This window comes from Aminobacter sp. BE322, assembly GCF_050433525.1.
Classification (GTDB): Bacteria; Pseudomonadota; Alphaproteobacteria; order Rhizobiales; family Rhizobiaceae; genus Aminobacter.
Genome location: NZ_JBNPXB010000001.1, coordinates 441,039 through 458,527, shown reverse-complemented (window position 1 = coordinate 458,527; position 17,489 = coordinate 441,039). Strand labels below are relative to the sequence as shown.

Below are 17,489 nucleotides of genomic sequence, written 5' to 3'. Positions count from 1 at the left end.
TGGGCGCTTGCGTCGCGTCGCCACCGGGCATAGCCTCCGTCCATGCCGCACGATCACGATCATCACCATGACCACGACAACGAACTCGACCCGATGGCCGCAAGGGTTCGGGCGCTGGAGACGATCCTGACGCAGAAGGGACTGATCGACCCGGCGGCGATCGACGTCATCGTCGACACCTACGAGACCAAGGTCGGCCCGCGCAACGGCGCACGCGTGGTGGCGAAGGCGTGGAGCGATCCGAGCTTTGCAGAGTGGCTGAAGCGCGACGCCACGGCCGCGATCGCCTCGCTCGGCTATACCGGGCGGCAGGGCGAACACATGCAGGCGGTGTTCAACACCGACGAGATGCACAACCTCGTCGTCTGCACACTGTGCTCCTGCTACCCGTGGTCGGTGCTGGGGCTGCCGCCGGTCTGGTACAAGGCGCCGCCCTATCGCTCGCGTGCGGTGATCGATCCGCGCGGGGTTTTGGAGGAGTTCGGGCTGACAGTGCCCGAGGACAGGAAGATCCGGGTCTGGGACTCTACCGCCGAGCTGCGCTATCTCGTCGTGCCGCAACGGCCCGAGGGCACGGACGGGTGGAGCGAGGAAAGGCTGGCCGACCTGGTGACGCGCGATTCCATGATCGGAACCGGCGTGGCGCGGGAGGTCGCATGAACGGTCCTCACGATCTCGGCGGGCAGATGGGCTTCGGTCCGGTCGCGCCCGAAAGGGACGAGCCGATCTTCCATGCCGAATGGGAGAAACGGGCGCTGGGCGTGACGCTCTGCGCCGGGGCGATGGGCGCCTGGAGCATCGACGAAAGCCGCTTCACGCGCGAAAGCCTGCATCCGGCCGACTACTATGCGTCAAGCTACTACGAAATCTGGATCAAGGCGCTGGAACAGCTGTTGCAGCGGCACGGCTTCGTAACCGCCAACGATCTGGCCGTGGGCGCGGCCGTCGATCCGGCGGCGGAGCCCAAGCGGGTGCTGAAAGCCGAGAACGTGCCGGCAGTACTCGCCAGGGGTGGTCCGTGCGACCGACCGGTGTCGACGCCGGCACGGTTTTCGGCGGGTCAGCGCGTGCGGACCAGGAATTTCCACCCGACCGGCCACACCCGCCTGCCGCGCTATGCGCGAGGCAAGGTGGGCGTGATCGACGCCGTGCGCGAGGGCTACGTGCTTCCCGACACCAATGCGCACGGGAAGGGCGAGAACCCGCAATGGCTCTACACGGTGGTGTTTTCGGCCGGAGAATTGTGGGGCGAGGGCGCTGATCCGACGCTTGAAGTCAGCATCGACGCCTGGGAGGGGTATCTTGAGCCGGCGTAACCTGCCCGCGGGCATCGACGAGCCGGTGTTTTCCGAACCATGGCAGGCGGAAGCCTTCGCCATCGTGGTGGCGCTGCACGAGCGCGGGCTGTTCAGCTGGGCGGAATGGGCGGCACGGTTGTCGGCAGAGGTGAAGGCGCCTGGCGCTGCCGCCGACGGCAGCGACTATTACGAGCGCTGGCTAGCCGCGCTCGAACGGCTCCTGGCCGAGAAGGGTTTTGCGGGGCGTGACGAGATCGACGCGGTTGCCGCGGCCTGGGAGCGGGCTGCCCATGCAACGCCGCACGGCCAGCCGATCCTGCTGGAGAACGATCCGGAGCGGTCTTCGGCTTCGTAATGGTTGCGGCGGGTTCGCTTGTGCGGCGGATGCAGACTAAAGCGGTCGGCCGCAGATGGTTTCAGCATTGGGGTGCATGAAACTCCTCAGCAAATCTGACTGCCGCATTTAGAGTGCGGTTGAGCAAGCCGGATTGGTTTTTGGCAACCTTAAAATGTTCTCCTTGTGTTCTAAAAATCTATACGGTAATATTGTTGTGTTGACCCTTTAAGGTTGTGTTAATATGATTCTACACGTTAGAGATGAAGAGACGGATCGTCTGGTCCGGGCTCTCGCAAGCCGGCGAGGCATTAGCATCACCGATGCGATCCGGGAGGCTGTTGAAGAGGCGTTGGCTGCTGAAAACAGCAAGCAGTCATTGTGGGAGCGTACGGCAGACCTACGGGCACGGGTCAGCGCATATCCACTGACCGGGAAGGTCGCTGACAAGCAGTTCTACGACGAACTCTGGGAGGAGGACGGCAAGTGAGCTTCGTGGATAGCTCCGCTCTGGTGGCTCTGATTGCTCCAGAGCCGGAGGGCGAGACTATCGCTCTCAAGCTTCAGCTCGAGCCGCCGCATTTCACATCCCCGCTTGTGATGTTCGAAACGGTGCTGGCACTTTGCCGTATTCGCGAGGCGCCTATCGAAGAAATGACCTTCATCGTCCACGATTATCTGGCGCGTGCCAGGATCTCCATCGAGCCCGTTGAAGCGGATACATATCTCACGGCGCTGCAGGCGTTCGATCGTTATGGCAAAGGGACTGGTCATCCGGCTCGCTTGAACTTTGGCGATTGTTTTTCCTATGCCGCAGCAATCCGTTCTGGCGTTCCCTTGATTTACAAGGGCGGCGACTTTTCCCTCACCGATCTCGCTTGATCGGCAAATCCCTTGCCCTTCCCCGTCGAATCCTGTCAGTCAGACCCATGGAATTCTCTCCTCAGCAGGACGATGCGCTGCAGGCCGTGGCGCGCTGGCTCAAATCGGGAAAGCCACAGGTTTTCCGCCTGTTCGGCTATGCCGGCACGGGCAAGACGACGCTGGCGCGCTATTTCGCCGAGCATGTCGACGGGCAGGTGCAGTTCGCGGCCTTCACCGGCAAGGCCGCCCAGGTGCTGCGCTCGAAGGGCGCCACCAATGCTCGCACCATCCATTCGCTGATCTACCGGCCGAAGGGGGAGGAGGCGATTGCCGATGAGGCGACCGGCAAGACGTCGATGTCGCCGACCTTCTCGCTCAACCGCCAGAGCCCGATCGCCAAGGCCAAGCTCGTGGTCATCGACGAATGCTCGATGGTCGACGAGCAACTCGGGCGCGATCTGCTGACATTCGGCACGCCGGTGCTGGTGCTGGGCGATCCGGCGCAGCTGCCACCGATTTCGGGAGGCGGTTTCTTCACCGAGCACGAGCCGGATTTCCTTTTGACCGAGATCCACCGCCAGGCGCGCGACAACCCGATCATCCGGCTGGCGCTAGACGTGCGCGAGGGCCGCGAGTTCATGCGCGGCGACTATGGCACGGCCCAGGTCATCGGCAAGGAAGACGTGACCCAGGATCTCGTGCTCGGCGCCGACCAGGTGCTCGTCGGCACCAACCGGACGCGGCGGCGCTACAATCAGCGGCTGCGTGAGCTCAAGGGCTTCACCGCGGGCTATCCGCAGGCCGGCGACAAGCTGGTATGCCTGCGCAACGACCCGGCCAAGGGCCTGCTCAACGGCTCGTTGTGGAAGGTCATGACCTCGTCGCGCGAGACGGTGAAGCCGGGCATCAACCTCCTGGTGTCGCCGGAAGAGGACGATCCGGACCGGGGCGTCGCCAAGATCAAGCTGTTGAAACAGACCTTCGAGAATCCCGACGAGGACATCCCTTGGGGTACCAAGAAGCGTTACGACGACTTCGACTATGGCTACGCGCTGACCGTTCACAAGGCTCAGGGCTCGCAATGGAACGACGTCGTGTTGTTCGACGAGAGCTGGGCTTTCAAGGACACGCGCCAGCGCTGGCTCTACACGGCGATCACGCGCGCAGCCGAACGGCTGACGATCGTACGCTGATCAGGCCCTTGGTTCGATCGGTCTGGCGCCGAGCCAGGCCCATGCCTTGGCCTCGTCCGCCGGCGGGAAATACCTGATGTCGATGGGGCTCAAGGGTGCGAAGAACCGCATCATCGCGCCCATCCAGGCGGGACCGCCGACCAGGGCATAGCGCCGTATGTGATTGAATGCCTTGAATTCCTCCTTCCAGGTCGAGCTGCTGAAGATCGGCGACCAGTCGAAGCCTTCGTAGCCTTCGGCGCGGACCAGGATGTCGATCTTGTCGTGGCCCCGGTAGGCTGCGTCGAGCAGTCCGTAGGTGTTTTCGTAGTCTGCCGGTGTGAAGCGGCCGACGATCTCGAAGCCGAAGACATCGTCCTTGTCGGTTTCGATGCGGCGTACGGCAGGGCGGATGTCCATCGGTGCCATGAATGCCTCCTCGCAAATGGCGCAGCATGCGCCATCCATGCTGGAACACATAAAAAGGCTCTCTGTTCCCATCCCGGTCGTGCTAGGTCGGGACGACGCGAACCTGCCGTGAGTTGCCGATGCCTGCCAAGCTTTCCGTGAACCTCAATGCCATCGCGATGCTGCGCAACCGGCGGGACCTGCCCTGGCCCAGCCTCACCGGCCTGGGGCGCATCGCCCTGGCCGCCGGCGCGCATGGGTTGACCGTGCATCCGCGTCCCGACCAGAGGCATGTGCGCTTCACCGACCTGCCCGAGATCCGGGCGCTGATCGACGACGAGTTCCCCAAGGCCGAGTTCAACATCGAGGGCTACCCTACAGAAGATTTCCTGGGGCTGGTCGAGAAGCACCAGCCGGAACAGGTGACGCTGGTGCCGGACGATCCGGCGCAGGCCACCTCCGACCATGGCTGGAACTTCGTCGCGGAGGCAGGCTTCCTCAAGCCGATCGTGGCGCGGCTGAAGAAGGGTGGTTTTCGCGTGTCGCTGTTTTCCGACCCGGACCCGGCCGGCGCGAACGCTGCGCGCGATACGGGGGCCGACAGGATCGAACTGTTCACCGGGCCATACGGTGCAAGCCACGCGGACCCCGCGCAGGCCGCCAGGCATCTGGAGCTGCTCGGGCGGACTGCCGACGCGGCGCGGGCGGCAGGACTTGCGGTCAATGCGGGGCACGACCTGACGGTCGCCAACCTGCCGCAACTGATCGGCCGCATCCCGGCGCTCGCCGAAGTCTCGATCGGCCACGGCCTGACGGCCGATGCGCTCGAATACGGCATGTCGCGCACGATCGAGCGCTATCTGAAGGCGTGCGGATGGTGACGAACCATCCGCCGCTATGCGTTGGCTGAAGATTAGCTGTTACAAATCAGCTGTTGCTTTTGCCCTTTAGCGAGGGTAGAGCCCCGCGGCTTCACGGAGACTCTTCCATGGCCGACGCCGACGCTGGCAAGGTGGAAAAGAACGGGCAGACCGCCCCGACGGATGCCCATTCCCAGGATATCAGGATTCTGGTCATCGGGGCGCTGGGCGTCGTGTTCGGCGATATCGGGACGAGCCCGATCTACGCCTTCCGCGAGGCGCTGGTCGCGTCCTCCTCGGGCGGGGAAGTGGCGTCGCGCGAAGACATCCTCGGCGTGCTGTCGCTCATCATCTGGGCGCTCACGGTCATCGTCACCGTCAAATATGTCATGTTCGTGCTGCGCGCCCACAACCGCGGCGAGGGCGGAACGCTGTCGCTGATGGCGCTCGCCCGCCGCAGCTATGCCAAGCGCTCCGGACTGATCCTTGCGCTCGGCATGATCGGCGCGTCGCTGTTCTATGGCGATGCCGTCATCACCCCGGCGATTTCGGTGCTGTCTGCGGTGGAAGGGCTCAAGGTCGTGACGCCGGCGTTCGATCCCTATGTCGTGCCGCTGACCCTGGTGATCCTGGCCTTGGTGTTTGCCGTGCAGCGCTTCGGCACGGGCGGCGTGGCCATCATCTTCGGGCCGATCACTCTGGTCTGGTTCCTAGCAATCGGCTATGCGGGCATAGTGCACATTGCCGATGACCCCGAGATCCTGCTTGCGGTCAATCCGATCTATATCGTCCAGTTCCTGATGAACCAGCCGGAGGTCTCGTTCGTGACCATCGGCGCGATCTTCCTGGCCGTGACCGGCGCCGAGGCACTCTACGCCGACCTCGGCCATTTCGGCCGGCGGCCGATCGTGCTGGCCTGGCTGGCCATCGTCTTTCCGAGCCTGCTGCTCAACTATGCCGGCCAGGGCGCCTTCGTGCTCGCCCATGGCGGCACGGTCGGCCATCCGTTCTTCGAGATGAACGAGGGCTGGATGCTGGTGCCGATGGTGTTGCTTGCCACCGCCGCGACCGTCATCGCCAGCCAGGCGGTCATCACCGGCGCGTACTCGCTGACCCGCCAGGCGGTGCAGCTCAACATGCTGCCGCGATTGGCGATTCTGCACACGTCGGAGACGACGCAGGGCCAGATCTACATGCCGCGCGTCAACCTGCTGCTGGCGCTGGCTGTGATGATGCTCGTGGTCGGCTTCGGCGAATCGAGCCGGCTGGCCGCCGCCTACGGCATCTCGGTCACCGGCAACATGCTGGTGACGACGCTGCTGCTGTCGATCGTCATGCTGCGCATCTGGCGCTGGCCGGTTGCCACCGTCATCGCTGCCATTACCGTGTTCGCCCTCATCGACATCGGCTTCTTCCTGTCCAACATAGTCAAGGTGTTCGAGGGCGGCTGGGTGTCGCTTGCGGTTGCCTTCGTCATCATCGTCATCATGTGGACGTGGGTGCGTGGCAGCCACTACCTGTTCGAGAAGACGCGCAAGAACGAGATTCCGCTCGATTTCCTGGCCGAGAACCTGAGCAAGAAGAAGCCGCAGCTGGTTCCGGGCACCGCGGTGTTCCTGACCAGCGACCCGGAGAGCGCGCCGACCGCGCTGATGCACAGTCTCAAACACTACAAGGTGCTGCACGAACAGAACGTCATCCTCTCTGTGGTGACCGCCCAGCAACCGGTGGTGCCGGACAGCGAGCGGGTCAAGATGGAGCAGGTCAATGAGCTGTTCATGCGCGTGAAGCTGAAGTTCGGCTACATGGAGCAGCCGAACATTCCCAAGGCGCTGGCCATCTGCCGCAAGCAGGGCTGGAAGTTCGACATCATGACGACCTCGTTCTTCCTGTCGCGCCGTTCGCTGAAGGCCTCGCCCAATTCGGGCATGCCGATCTGGCAGGACAGGCTGTTCATCGGCCTGGCCCGTACGGCCGCCGACGCGACCGAATATTTCCAGATCCCGACCGGCCGCGTGGTCGAGGTCGGCACGCAGGTGTCGATCTAGCGGGGCAATGTGAAGCATTGCCAACGCACATCTGCCCGTGACTGTCGGTTGCGGGCGGAGAGGTTCATGAACGGTCGAAAACTTCACATCGCAATCGCCGGCGCCGGACCGGCAGGGCTGGCCGTGGCGCTTTATCTCAAGCGCGACGGGCACCGCGTCACCGTGCTCGAGCGCTTCGACGAGCCGAAGCCGCTCGGCTCGGGCCTGATCCTGCAGCCGACGGGGCTGACCGTGCTCGACGATCTCGGACTGCTGGACGAAATCCTGCATCTCGGCAGCCGCATCGACAGGCTCCACGGCACGGATGCCGAAAGCGGGCGAACGGTGCTCGACGTTCGCTACGACGCCCGGAGCGGCGGGCGTTTCGGGGTGGCGGTGCATCGCGCGACCCTTTTCGGCGTGCTCTACGGGGCAGCGCGGCGCGAAGGCATCGACATCGCCACCGGCATCGACCTTGTTGCGGTCGAGACGGGTGAGACGCCGCTGCTGCGCGATGGCTCGGGGCGTGCCTACGGCAGCTTCGACCTCGTCGTCGATGCGACGGGCGCGCGCTCCAATTTGCGTGGCAGCGCTGGGTTGACGGACCAGCCCAGGCCGCTCGAATACGGCGCCTTCTGGGCCTCGCTCGATTGGCGGGCAACGGGCTTCCAGGAACATGCGCTGAGCCAGCGCTACCGCCGCGCCAGCGTGATGATCGGCGTGCTGCCGATCGGCCGGGCCGAGCCTGATGGGCGCGGCATGGCGGCGTTCTTCTGGAGCCTGAAGCCCGCGGCGGCGGAGCGTGTTCGTGAGGAAGGGCTGGAGGCCTGGAAGGCGCGGGTCGCGTCGCTCTGGCCGGAGTGCTCTGCCTATCTCGACCAGATCACCGACTTCGACCAGTTGACGCTGGCACGTTACGGCCAGCACACGTTGCGGCATCCCGCGGCGCGCGGCTTTGCGGTGATCGGCGACGCGGCCCATTCGACCAGCCCGCAACTGGGGCAGGGGGCGAACATGGCCCTTCTGGATGCGGCCGCCCTGGCCCATGCGCTTCGCCGGCATGGGACCCTCGATGCCGCGCTTGCAGCCTATGTCCGCTCGCGCCGCGCGCATGTGCGGCTGTTCCAGGCGCTGTCCCATGCGTTCACGCCCTTCTACCAGTCGGACTCCGTGCTGTTGCCCCTTCTGCGCGACAGGCTCGTGGCGACGGTAGCGAAAGTGCCGCCGGCGCCACAGATACTGGCTTCCATCGTTGCCGGCACGCTGGTCGATCCCTTCGGCCCGATCGGGCTCAGGGAAGCGCCATGGCAAGATCGGCTGCGTCCGGCAGCCGAGACCATTGCGAGCGTTCCCGTGGGCTAAGGGCGACCGCGGAGCGAGCACCTGCCATCCATCGTCGGGTCAGGGAATGATCCGGCGCTGCCGCATTTCCGCAAACGTGCGCTGGAACATCTCCTCTGTGTCGACGAAATCGTGGAAGCCGAAGCGGCGTGCCTTGGTGCCGTCGCCGAAAAAGTCGTAGTCCCAGCCGAAGACGAAGTCGGCAAAACGCCACGACGAGACGTCGCCGTAAAGCGTGTCGGCCAGCCCATGCCGGGCCTTCATCTTCTCCCAAAGCGGCTGCTTGTCGCTCATGATCGTGTCCAGCGACATGGGCAGGGGTGGGGCCGTGTCGAGGCCGAAGCTGGCGGCGATCTTCGGCCACATCTCGTTCCAGCGAAACAGGTCGCCATTGGTGATGTTGAATGCCTGGTTGGCGCAGCGTTCGTCCGTTGCGGCCCAGACAGTGGCCCGCGCGAGCAGGCCGGCATCGGTCATCTCGATGATCTTGTCGTGGGCGCCGGGCTTGCCGGGAAAGCGCAGAGGCAGGCCGAGTTCCTTCGACATCGAGGCGTAGACCGCAATGGCGATCGCCAGGTTCATCGGATTGCCCAGCGCCTGGCCGATGACCACCGACGGGCGCAGCGCCGACCAATTCCAGCGCTTACCCTTCTGCCTGTCTTCGAGCAGGTCCTGCTGGTCGATGTTGAATTCCGGCGGCATGTGGTTGGCGTCGGTCTCGCGCGCCGGCGTCTTGAACGGCCCGAGATGCGCGCCATAGACCTTGTAGCCCTGCATCAGGCTGATGTGGCGCAGGTTTCGAGCCGTTGGCTCGAGCACGTCGACGACGTTGCGCAGCATGGCGACATTGGGCTCGACAAGTTCGGTCCAGGTCGGCCGGTCCTGATAGGCCGCATAGAAGACGTGGGTGACGTCGCTCAGGCCGTCGAGTTTTTCCCTCGTGTCCCGACGATCCAGCAGATCCACCGCGATGTGCCGGATCGGGCCCTGATCCGGGCCGCCGCGCCGCGACAGCCCGACGATGTTCCAGTTTCCGAGTTCGGCCAGATGGATGGCCAGGTTGCTGCCGATGACGCCATGGGCGCCGACGATAAGGGCTGTGTTGGATTTCATCGTTCATGTCTCCTGTAGAGCGCCGATATGGACGGGATTGGCAGGATGAAGTAGACGTCGAACGATCTCAGGATTTATGACGTGAATTCACAATGATACGCGTGGACGTCAATCGTTTCGGCGAGATGGAAGTGTTTGCCCAGGCCGTGGAGAGCGGTGGCTTCTCGGCTGCGGCGCGCGCGCTGTCGATGTCGCCATCGGCCGTCAGCAAGCTGGTCTCGCGGCTGGAGAACCGGCTCGGGACGCGGCTGGTCAACCGCTCGACCCGTCGCCTGCAACTGACGCCGGAAGGCTGCGCCTTCTATGAGCGCAGCGTCGCCATCCTTGCCGATCTCAGGGAGGCGGAGCAGTGCGCGGCAGCCGGCGAGGCGCCGCGCGGGCGCCTGCGCGTCAACGCCAACGTGCCGTTCGGCAAACATTTCCTGTTGCCGCTGCTGCCGCAATTCCTGGCGCGCTATCCGGAAATCACGGTCGACGTTGTGCTGTCCGACATGGTCGTCGACCTCCTGGAGGCGCGTGCCGACGTGGCGATCCGGGCGGGGCCGATGAAGAGTTCCAGCCTCGTCGCGCGCAAGCTGGGCGCGACCCGGATGATGATCGTCGCAGCACCTGCCTATTTCGCAACGCGTGCCATGCCGCGCACAGTCGACGAGTTGAAACAGCACAATCTGCTTGGGCCGTCCTATGCCCGGACGATGCCGGCATGGCCGCTGCTGCAGAATGGTGTCGTCGTCGACGTGGTGCCGACAGGCAACGTCCAGGCCAGCGACGGCGAAGCGCTGCGCGAGCTGGCGCTGACCGGGCTGGGGCTCACTCGCACTGCGGCGTTCCAGGTGCGCGACGATCTCGCGGCAGGCAGGCTGGTCAGCGTGATGGAGGACGCCAACCCCGGCGATTTCGAGGACGTTCATGCGGTCTTTCTGGGGAGCGGCGGGCCGGTGCCGGCGCGGGTAAGGGCGTTGCTCGACTTCCTGGTCGAGACCGTCGATCTCGGCGCAGCGAGCTCGGCAGGGGCAAAATGAATCATTGCCAGCACGCCCCGACGTACAGCATTTTTGGGGCTGCGGGTAACGTCAGGTTGTGGCGGCTGCATCGGGGAAGGGTGGCCAGGCGCAAGAGCAGCCGATCGGGGGGATCATGCAGCCACGTGCGTTTGCAGGGCAGTTGCGGTTGCGTGGCCTGCACCGGTTGTCGGCAATACTCATCGGAGTGTTCCTGCTTCTGCATATGGCCAATCATCTGGCCGGACTGAGCGGGCAGGAGGCGCACATGACCTTCATGGCCAAGGCGCGGGCGTTCTATCGGCATCCGGCCATCGAAATCCCGCTTATTGGCCTGTTGTTGTGGCAGGTCGGCAGCGGGCTACGCATGCTTGTGCGCGGCTGGGCCAAGCGGCGAGGGGCGGTCGCCTGGCTGCAGGCCATATCCGGCGGCTATCTTGCCTTCTTCCTGCTCAACCACGTCGGCGCGGTGGTTGCCGGACGAACGTTGCTGGGGCTGGACACGGATTTTCGCTTCGCCGCCGCCGGATTCTTCGCTTCGCCCTGGCAGTGGTTCTTTGCGCCCTACTATTTCCTCGGCGTCGTGTCGCTCTTCGTCCATGTCGGTTGCGCGGTGTACTGGAACGTTGACTGGAGCGGGCGCACCGTGTTGCTCAGCGGCATCAGCCTGCTCGGCGTGGCGTTTGCGACATCGCTTGTTCTGGCACTGTCGGGCACTCTGTACCCGGTCGACATTCCTGCGAACTATCTCGCTACCTACGGCCAATAGGGCGGGGCACTCGAACATTTTCGGGTGAGGCCGCGCATTGGGCTTGCGAAGGTTCCGTGATTGCGGCATAAGCCGAACCGTAACGTACGGTACGGTGATTTCGGAGCCACCGTACCCGGGATCCACGGCCGGCGAAAATGCTGCAGACGACCACCGAGATGATGGAAGGCGAGGGGCCGACGGCGCGTCAGCAGGACGTGCTCGACGCCGTGCTGCGCCTGCTCGTCGAGGAAGGCGACCGGCTGACCATGGCGGCGGTTGCGCGTCGCGCCAGCTGCTCCAAGGAAACGCTCTACAAGTGGTTCGGCGACCGCGACGGGCTGCTGACAGCGACCGTGCAGTGGCAGGCAGCCAAGGTGCGCGTCACCCCTGTTGACCGCAAGGGCCTCGACCTTGCCGCACTCACCGCCAGCCTGGAGCGCTTTGCGTCGGACTGGCTGCGGGTGATTTCCAGCGACACCTCGATCGCGCTCAACCGGGTGGCAGTCGGCCATGCCGGCTCGGACAAGCGCGATCTCGGCGCCATCGTGCTTGAGCGCGGTCGTTTCGCGCTGGGCCGGCGGTTGAAGCCGGTGCTGGAAGCCGGCCGGGAAGCAGGCATACTCGAATTCGACGATGCCGAGACGGCATTCCGGACATTTTTTGGGCTGGTCGCCCGCGACGTGCAGATCAGGCTTCTGCTCGGCGACCGGATTGAATTGACTGAGGCGGAGGTCAACGGCGATGCCGTGCGCGCGACGCAGCAGTTCCTGGCTCTTCATGGAGCGAAAACCGGGCCCAAGGCCCTCTGACTGCAAACGGGAAGGAACCCACCAATGCGTGTCTATTACGATCGTGATGCCGATCTCAATCTGATCAAGGGCAAGAAGGTCGCCATCATCGGCTACGGCAGCCAGGGTCGCGCGCACGCGCTGAACCTCAAGGATTCGGGCGCCAAGGAGATCGCCGTTGGCCTGAAGGCCGGTTCGGCGACCGCCAAGAAGGTCGAGGCCGACGGTCTCAAGGTGATGACGGTGGCCGAGGCCGCCAAGTGGGCCGACCTGATGATGATGGCGACGCCCGACGAGCTGCAGGCCGACATCTACAAGAGCGAGATCGCTCCGAACATCCGTGACGGCGCTGCGATCGCCTTCGCCCACGGCCTCAACGTGCATTTCGGCCTGATCGAGCCGAAGGCTTCGGTCGACGTCGTCATGATCGCACCGAAGGGTCCCGGCCACACCGTGCGCGGCGAATACCAGAAGGGCGGCGGCGTGCCGTGCCTGGTCGCCGTCCACCAGGACGCTTCGGGTAACGCCCTTGACCTCGCGCTCTCCTACGCCTGCGGCGTCGGCGGCGGTCGTTCGGGCATCATCGAGACGAACTTCAAGGAAGAGTGCGAAACCGACCTGTTCGGTGAGCAGGTCGTCCTCTGCGGCGGCTTGGTCGAACTCATCCGCGCCGGCTTCGAGACGCTGGTGGAAGCCGGCTATGCTCCCGAGATGGCCTATTTCGAGTGCCTGCACGAAGTGAAGCTGATCGTCGACCTGATCTATGAAGGTGGCATCGCCAACATGAACTATTCGATCTCGAACACCGCCGAGTGGGGCGAGTACGTGACCGGTCCGCGCATCATCACCGACGAGACCAAGGCCGAGATGAAGCGCGTCCTCAAGGACATCCAGACCGGCAAGTTCACCTCGGAGTGGATGCAGGAGTACAAGTCGGGTGCCGCCCGCTTCAAGGGCATCCGCCGCGTCAACGACGCCCACCAGATCGAGGAAGTCGGCGCCAAGCTGCGCGGCATGATGCCGTGGATCTCGAAGAACAAGCTGGTCGACAAGGCGAAGAACTAAGCCTGTCGATCCATGGAGTCTAGCTCTGCCTGTCCTCGCGCTTTGCGCTGCGGGCAGGCGGGGTGATCTCTAAGAACAAGCTGCTCGACAAGGCGAAGAACTAACCTTCTTCCAGACTGGCAGGAGACAAGGGCCGCGGCTGAGACCGCGGCCCTTTGTTTTTGCTAGACTCCGATTCGGCGGACGGGCGCGTAGGAGAGGACGAGATGCGACTCGAATCCGCGCTGGAACTTCAGGCGATCATCTTTTCGACGATCTTCAATTTCGTCGAACTGCCGGCGGCTGCCGGTATGGAGCAGGCTCTCCCGGGGCTGTATCTCGACCCCTACCTGCTGGAAACCAAGGCCGCCTATCCGAAGAAGGCCACAAGGAAGCGCGCCGTCGAGGATATCGCGCTCGGCGTCAGCCGGGCCAATGGCGACGAAGCGAAGCTCGCCGTGCTGGTGCAGAGCCGCAACAAGCTGCAGAGCCGGGTGGTGGAGCAGATCGTCGAGAGCGCCAAGGGCGAAGCCGAAGTGCTCTATATCGGCCGGCAGAAACCCTTGTGGACGACAATGCGCAACGACCCGATACGGCTGGGCGCGAGCATCTCGCCGACGACGGTCGAATATGCCGGCACGCTCGGCTGCTTTTGCCGGGACGAGATCAGCGGCAGGGACGGCATATTGTCCAACAATCACGTTCTGGCCGACGTGAACAACATTGCGATTGGAACGACGATCATGCAGCCAGGCGCGCGAGATCGCGGCAGGCCGGCCAGCGACCTGATCGCGGAACTGCTGCGTTTCGTCCCCGTGCAGTTCGGCGGCATCCCGAACCTGGTGGACTGCGCGGTCGCGGCACTGACCGACCACGGACGGGCCGAGGACCGCCGCACCCTCTATGACAGCTCCGACGAGCCGCGGCCGGCCGTCACCATCCAGCCCGGACAACCGGTCGAGGCGGTTCCGGGCATGACCGTCTTCAAGACCGGCCGGACCACAAGGCACACGCGCGGCCGCGTAAGGGCGGTCAACGTCAACAACTACCTCGTCGACATGGGCGTGGGCGTCGCACGTTTCGACGGGCAGATCGCCATCGAGATGGACATGTCGCCGGCGCGGGCCTTCAGCCGTCCCGGCGACAGCGGCTCGCTGATCGTCGACGAGGAGGGCAGGCCGGTGGGGCTGCTGTTCGCGGGCTCCGCCTCGGGAGGGCCGGGAAACGTTGGAATAACGGGTGCAAACCCTATATCCTCGGTGACAAGTCAGCTCGAAGTGACGCTGATCTGAGGCTGGGAATGGCTGACACCAAGCACTCGATGAAAGAAGCCATCGAGATCCAGCGGGCTTTCGAGGAAAGGTTCGCCGGATTCGACGGGGTGGTCGGCGTGGGCATTTGCCTCAACATCGGCCGCGACGATCTGGCGCTCAATGTTCAGGTCGCCAGGAACAAGCAGGCGGCGCAGTTGCCTAAAACCTTCGACGGGCTGGACGTCATGGTCGATGTGGTCGGAGACGTCAGGGCCTTTTGACGCCTGCAAGGGCGCGAGAGGACGTGCGCCGGTTAGCCGTAGTGCCAGGACGGCTTGGGCTCGGTGCCCTCGAACTGGACGCCGACGCGGTCGTTCCTGCGCCAGCGGACGACTGAGCGATAGCCGATGCCGTCTACCGGAATGTAGAGCAGGAAACGCTCGGGAACGCGCGCATCGGCCGGGACGCGAAGTTCGGCGCCGCCGCTGTTCTGGTTGCGGACGGTGACGCTGATCTCGGAATTGGTCACACCAGTGATGATCGACGCACCCTTCAGCACTCGGTTGCGGTGTTCACGCGGTGGTTTGGTTGCGGCGTCATCGGTCATGGGAGGCTCGTGGGCGCGCGCATCCGAATCGCGCACCGGCGGCAGCCTGCGCCAAATCCGTAAATTTGATGTTATTTACGGGCGCGTCGCTGCGACGGTGCCGCAGGCGCCGCAGTCACATCCGATTCCGGTTCTGCCTCAGATGTAGGGCGACCAGCATTGCTGCCGCGGGCCTACATAGGGCTGGAAGGTGTTGTCCCAGGCCCGATAGGAGCGGTAGCGGCTGTAGCACCAGCGGATATGTGCCGAAGAGAGCGGACCGGCCCTATAGAGCCGCTGCGGCGCGTAGTAGCGCGGGCGATAGTAGCCCGGGTCGTAAAACGGGTCGTAGTAGCGGTAGGCCGGAATGCCGAAGTTCAGGAAGATGCCCACGCCGCTGTGGCGCCTGGAATAGCGCCGGTACCGCCAGCGATCATCGTCGTCATAACGACGAAAGTGCCGCCAGCGCCGGTAGTCGCCGTCGCGGTGGTTTATGGGCACGACGTCGTATGCCGGCTGCGTTGCCGCAGGCACAGGCATCTGGGCCAAAGCGACTGGCGCGGCGCTTGCTGACAGCGGGATGCCGGCCACAATGCCGAGGGCCACGAGCCCCCCGCGTGCGAAAGTGGAAAGACCGTGTGTCATGATCGTCTCCTGAAGTGCGAATCCCAAAGGCCCCACACCCCGTATTTTTGGACGGAGATGACGTATATTGCGCCTTTCACGCTGAACGTGTGATGAACGGTGCGGGTTCCGCGGGGCTTGTGTTTGGGCAGCGATGAAGGCAATGCTCGCCGCCATGTCGCTGCGCCTCGCCACATTCAATGTCGAGAACCTGATGAACAGGTTCGATTTTTCCGGCTATCGCAACCAGCTGAACGAGGACAGGACGCTGGCCCTGTTCGAGATCGGCAGCGAGGCCGAGTACCAGCTTTTGGAGAAGGCCCGGGCGATCGCCCATGCCGACGACATGCGCCAGCTGACCGCGCTGGCGATTGCCGAGACCAGGGCCGACATCATCTGCATGCAGGAGGTGGACAACATCGAAGCGCTCAAGGCCTTCGAATACGGCTATCTGTTCAAGATGGTGGGGCAGGGCTACCAGCAGAAATACACGACCTCCGGCAACGATTCGCGCGGCATCGACGTCGCCGTGATGATGCGGGCCGAGACCGCACACGGCCAGCCGATCGAGTTCGTGCGCATGACCAGCCACGCACATGTGACCTTCGAGGAGTTCGGCCTGCATACGCCCGAACTCGCAGCACTCGGTCAGGAACCGTTCGAGCGCATCTTCCGTCGCGACTGCCTGGAGATCGACGTCAAGGTCGGCGGCAAGCCGCTGACGATCTATTCCGTGCATTTCAAGTCGATGGGCTCGCCGCGCAACGGCCTCAACGGGCGCGAGGCGACGATGCCGATCCGCGATGCCGAGGCCAAGGCGGTGCGGCGCATCATCGAGAACCGCTTCGGCAAGGACCACACCGCCGACAAGCGCTGGGTGATCTGCGGCGACCTCAACGACTATCGCGAGCGGATAGTCATCGGCGGCGACGCCTTCCAGGGCTACAGCTTCACACCGGTCGAAGAGACGGCGTCGTGCCTGGACGTCTTCCTGGGCGACGGCTTCGCGGAAAACCTGGTGGAACGCCGCCCGGAGATGGACCGCTGGACCCTCTACCACACGCGCGGTCCCCAGGAACGGCACCTGTGCCAGCTCGACTACATCCTGGCCTCGCCTTCCTTGGCGCGGACGAATTCGCAGGCGGTCCCCGACATCGTCAGGCGCGGCCAGCCCTGGCGCACCATCTTCCCGCCCGGCCAGGACGTCGACCGGTATCCGCGCGCCGGCTGGGACCGGCCCAAGGCTTCCGACCATTGCCCGGTGGCCGTCACCCTCGATATCGCCTGAGAGTTCAAAGTGGCCTTCGACATCCCGCGCAACGTGATCCTGCCGGTCGACGTCGTCGACGTGCGCCTCGACGCTGCCCAGCACCCGTTCGAACGCGACAATGCGGCGGCGATCGCGGCCAACTGGGAGGCCGAGAAGGCGCATCGCCCGGCCCTGTTCGACGGCACCGTGGTCCTGCTGTCGGAACTCGCCTATCGCGACAACAGCATTGTCGGCCGCTGCCATGCCGTGCGCTTCTCTACCTTCATGCTGTGGCGCAAGCTCAAGCCCGTCACCAGCGCCGAGCATGCCTTTGCGCATGCCATGCTGATCTCCAGCGACAATGCGCTGGTGGCGATCCGCATGGGAAGTCACACCGCCAATGCCGGGAAGGTCTATTTCGCGGCGGGTTCCTTCGAGCCGGAGGACTTTCGCGAGGGGCTGGTCGATCTCGACTACAACATGATCCGCGAGGTGCGCGAGGAGACGGGCCTCGACCTGCGCCAGGCGCGCCGGGAGGAGCGCTGCCATGCCTTGTCGGTCGAGAGCGGCACGGTGATCGTGCGCTGCTTTCGCGCCCGCGAAACCGCAGAGCAACTGGCGGAGCGCATCGCGGGCTTCGTGGCAGCCGATCCCGATCCGGAGATCGAGGGGCCGGTCATCATCCGCGGGCGCAATGACCTGCCCGAAGGGCTGATGCCGCACATGCGTCCCCTGGTGGACTGGCATTTTTCGCAGCCTGGCTGAGGGACGCTCGC

21 protein-coding genes are annotated in these 17,489 nt (G+C 64.4%); 17 read left to right on the top strand and 4 right to left on the bottom strand.

Annotated elements, in window-relative coordinates:
- Nucleotides 1-42: 42 nt before the first annotated feature.
- The 6 genes from nthA (at nt 43) to J2X50_RS02230 (ending at nt 3,689) form a co-directional block, all read left to right on the top strand.
- Nucleotides 43-660 carry a nitrile hydratase subunit alpha gene (nthA, locus tag J2X50_RS02255; RefSeq protein ID WP_429091088.1) on the top strand — a complete coding sequence of 206 codons (618 nt, stop codon included), beginning with the start codon at nt 43-45 and terminating at the stop codon, nt 658-660.
- A complete protein-coding gene (nthB, locus tag J2X50_RS02250; RefSeq protein WP_429091086.1) occupies nt 657-1,316 on the top strand; it encodes a nitrile hydratase subunit beta in 660 nt (219 codons plus the stop codon). Before nthA ends, nthB begins: the two co-directional genes overlap by 4 nt.
- A complete protein-coding gene (locus J2X50_RS02245; protein WP_429091084.1) occupies nt 1,303-1,653 on the top strand; it encodes a nitrile hydratase accessory protein in 351 nt (116 codons plus the stop codon). Before nthB ends, J2X50_RS02245 begins: the two co-directional genes overlap by 14 nt.
- Before the next feature lie 223 nt (nt 1,654-1,876).
- A complete protein-coding gene (locus J2X50_RS02240) occupies nt 1,877-2,122 on the top strand; it encodes a type II toxin-antitoxin system VapB family antitoxin (RefSeq protein ID WP_340038801.1) in 246 nt (81 codons plus the stop codon).
- On the top strand, nt 2,119-2,514 hold the full coding sequence (locus J2X50_RS02235) for a type II toxin-antitoxin system VapC family toxin (protein ID WP_429091082.1): 396 nt from the start codon (nt 2,119-2,121) through the stop codon (nt 2,512-2,514). The genes J2X50_RS02240 and J2X50_RS02235 overlap by 4 nt, the downstream gene beginning before the upstream one ends.
- 47 nt (nt 2,515-2,561) lie before the next feature.
- The gene (locus J2X50_RS02230; RefSeq protein ID WP_429091080.1) at nt 2,562-3,689 is read left to right on the top strand and encodes an ATP-dependent DNA helicase; all 1,128 of its coding nucleotides are present in this window, start codon (nt 2,562-2,564) and stop codon (nt 3,687-3,689) included.
- On the opposite strand, the gene J2X50_RS02225 is transcribed toward J2X50_RS02230, so the two are convergent.
- Nucleotides 3,690-4,097, bottom strand: a complete 408-nt coding sequence (locus tag J2X50_RS02225) for an STAS/SEC14 domain-containing protein (protein ID WP_429091078.1) — start codon at nt 4,095-4,097, stop codon at nt 3,690-3,692.
- 119 nt (nt 4,098-4,216) lie between these two features.
- Here J2X50_RS02225 and J2X50_RS02220 point away from each other — a divergent pair, with 119 nt between their 5' ends.
- From J2X50_RS02220 to J2X50_RS02210, 3 genes are all read left to right on the top strand, one after another.
- Nucleotides 4,217-4,957, top strand: coding sequence for a pyridoxine 5'-phosphate synthase (locus J2X50_RS02220; protein ID WP_429091076.1), 741 nt, complete (start codon nt 4,217-4,219; stop codon nt 4,955-4,957).
- A 107-nt stretch (nt 4,958-5,064) separates the two neighbouring features.
- Nucleotides 5,065-6,984, top strand: a complete 1,920-nt coding sequence (locus J2X50_RS02215; protein ID WP_429091074.1) for a potassium transporter Kup — start codon at nt 5,065-5,067, stop codon at nt 6,982-6,984.
- 66 nt (nt 6,985-7,050) lie between these two features.
- Complete coding sequence (locus tag J2X50_RS02210; RefSeq protein ID WP_429091072.1) at nt 7,051-8,325, top strand: FAD-dependent oxidoreductase; 1,275 nt, start codon at nt 7,051-7,053, stop codon at nt 8,323-8,325.
- Between the two features lie 39 nt (nt 8,326-8,364).
- Here the strand turns inward: J2X50_RS02210 and J2X50_RS02205 are convergent, their stop codons facing one another.
- Complete coding sequence (locus tag J2X50_RS02205) at nt 8,365-9,417, bottom strand: SDR family oxidoreductase (RefSeq protein ID WP_429091071.1); 1,053 nt, start codon at nt 9,415-9,417, stop codon at nt 8,365-8,367.
- 92 nt (nt 9,418-9,509) lie between these two features.
- On the opposite strand from J2X50_RS02205, the gene J2X50_RS02200 reads away from it, so the two are divergent.
- The 6 genes from J2X50_RS02200 to J2X50_RS02175 all read left to right on the top strand — a co-directional run bounded on the left by J2X50_RS02200 (nt 9,510) and on the right by J2X50_RS02175 (nt 14,535).
- The gene (locus J2X50_RS02200; protein WP_429091069.1) at nt 9,510-10,439 is read left to right on the top strand and encodes a LysR family transcriptional regulator; all 930 of its coding nucleotides are present in this window, start codon (nt 9,510-9,512) and stop codon (nt 10,437-10,439) included.
- A gap of 115 nt (nt 10,440-10,554) precedes the next feature.
- Complete coding sequence (locus J2X50_RS02195) at nt 10,555-11,187, top strand: hypothetical protein (RefSeq protein WP_429091067.1); 633 nt, start codon at nt 10,555-10,557, stop codon at nt 11,185-11,187.
- A 137-nt stretch (nt 11,188-11,324) separates the two neighbouring features.
- Nucleotides 11,325-11,978: a TetR/AcrR family transcriptional regulator gene (locus tag J2X50_RS02190; RefSeq protein WP_429091065.1), complete on the top strand. Its 654-nt coding sequence runs from the start codon at nt 11,325-11,327 to the stop codon at nt 11,976-11,978.
- 24 nt (nt 11,979-12,002) lie between these two features.
- Nucleotides 12,003-13,022, top strand: a complete 1,020-nt coding sequence (ilvC, locus tag J2X50_RS02185; protein ID WP_429091063.1) for a ketol-acid reductoisomerase — start codon at nt 12,003-12,005, stop codon at nt 13,020-13,022.
- A 206-nt stretch (nt 13,023-13,228) separates the two neighbouring features.
- Complete coding sequence (locus J2X50_RS02180) at nt 13,229-14,293, top strand: trypsin-like peptidase domain-containing protein (RefSeq protein ID WP_429091061.1); 1,065 nt, start codon at nt 13,229-13,231, stop codon at nt 14,291-14,293.
- A gap of 8 nt (nt 14,294-14,301) precedes the next feature.
- Entirely contained in the window at nt 14,302-14,535 is a 234-nt protein-coding gene (locus tag J2X50_RS02175) for a hypothetical protein (RefSeq protein WP_347965090.1), read from the top strand.
- A 32-nt stretch (nt 14,536-14,567) separates the two neighbouring features.
- On the opposite strand, the gene J2X50_RS02170 is transcribed toward J2X50_RS02175, so the two are convergent.
- Nucleotides 14,568-14,861 carry a PilZ domain-containing protein gene (locus J2X50_RS02170; protein WP_347965091.1) on the bottom strand — a complete coding sequence of 98 codons (294 nt, stop codon included), beginning with the start codon at nt 14,859-14,861 and terminating at the stop codon, nt 14,568-14,570.
- Between the two features lie 138 nt (nt 14,862-14,999).
- Entirely contained in the window at nt 15,000-15,341 is a 342-nt protein-coding gene (locus J2X50_RS02165) for a BA14K family protein (RefSeq protein WP_429091059.1), read from the bottom strand.
- A 298-nt stretch (nt 15,342-15,639) separates the two neighbouring features.
- On the opposite strand from J2X50_RS02165, the gene J2X50_RS02160 reads away from it, so the two are divergent.
- Together J2X50_RS02160 and J2X50_RS02155 are read left to right on the top strand one after the other, a co-directional pair.
- Nucleotides 15,640-16,752 (top strand): endonuclease/exonuclease/phosphatase family protein, encoded by a 1,113-nt coding sequence (locus J2X50_RS02160; protein ID WP_429091827.1) that lies wholly within the window; start codon nt 15,640-15,642, stop codon nt 16,750-16,752.
- Nucleotides 16,753-16,761: 9 nt separating this feature from the next.
- A complete protein-coding gene (locus J2X50_RS02155; RefSeq protein ID WP_429091057.1) occupies nt 16,762-17,478 on the top strand; it encodes a hypothetical protein in 717 nt (238 codons plus the stop codon).
- Nucleotides 17,479-17,489 lie beyond the last annotated feature (11 nt).

Excerpts from the sequence above, each read along its gene's own strand:
- nthA (WP_429091088.1), top strand. The coding sequence starts at position 43 with ATGCCGCACGATCACGATCATCACCATGACCACGACAACGAACTCGAC.
- nthB (WP_429091086.1), top strand. The coding sequence starts at position 657 with ATGAACGGTCCTCACGATCTCGGCGGGCAGATGGGCTTCGGTCCGGTC.
- J2X50_RS02240 (WP_340038801.1), top strand. The coding sequence starts at position 1,877 with ATGATTCTACACGTTAGAGATGAAGAGACGGATCGTCTGGTCCGGGCT.
- J2X50_RS02230 (WP_429091080.1), top strand. The coding sequence starts at position 2,562 with ATGGAATTCTCTCCTCAGCAGGACGATGCGCTGCAGGCCGTGGCGCGC.
- J2X50_RS02225 (WP_429091078.1), bottom strand. The coding sequence starts at position 4,097 with ATGGCACCGATGGACATCCGCCCTGCCGTACGCCGCATCGAAACCGAC.
- J2X50_RS02220 (WP_429091076.1), top strand. The coding sequence starts at position 4,217 with ATGCCTGCCAAGCTTTCCGTGAACCTCAATGCCATCGCGATGCTGCGC.
- J2X50_RS02215 (WP_429091074.1), top strand. The coding sequence starts at position 5,065 with ATGGCCGACGCCGACGCTGGCAAGGTGGAAAAGAACGGGCAGACCGCC.
- J2X50_RS02210 (WP_429091072.1), top strand. The coding sequence starts at position 7,051 with ATGAACGGTCGAAAACTTCACATCGCAATCGCCGGCGCCGGACCGGCA.
- J2X50_RS02205 (WP_429091071.1), bottom strand. The coding sequence starts at position 9,417 with ATGAAATCCAACACAGCCCTTATCGTCGGCGCCCATGGCGTCATCGGC.
- J2X50_RS02200 (WP_429091069.1), top strand. The coding sequence starts at position 9,510 with ATGATACGCGTGGACGTCAATCGTTTCGGCGAGATGGAAGTGTTTGCC.
- J2X50_RS02195 (WP_429091067.1), top strand. The coding sequence starts at position 10,555 with ATGCAGCCACGTGCGTTTGCAGGGCAGTTGCGGTTGCGTGGCCTGCAC.
- J2X50_RS02190 (WP_429091065.1), top strand. The coding sequence starts at position 11,325 with ATGCTGCAGACGACCACCGAGATGATGGAAGGCGAGGGGCCGACGGCG.
- ilvC (WP_429091063.1), top strand. The coding sequence starts at position 12,003 with ATGCGTGTCTATTACGATCGTGATGCCGATCTCAATCTGATCAAGGGC.
- J2X50_RS02180 (WP_429091061.1), top strand. The coding sequence starts at position 13,229 with ATGCGACTCGAATCCGCGCTGGAACTTCAGGCGATCATCTTTTCGACG.
- J2X50_RS02175 (WP_347965090.1), top strand. The coding sequence starts at position 14,302 with ATGGCTGACACCAAGCACTCGATGAAAGAAGCCATCGAGATCCAGCGG.
- J2X50_RS02170 (WP_347965091.1), bottom strand. The coding sequence starts at position 14,861 with ATGACCGATGACGCCGCAACCAAACCACCGCGTGAACACCGCAACCGA.
- J2X50_RS02160 (WP_429091827.1), top strand. The coding sequence starts at position 15,640 with ATGTCGCTGCGCCTCGCCACATTCAATGTCGAGAACCTGATGAACAGG.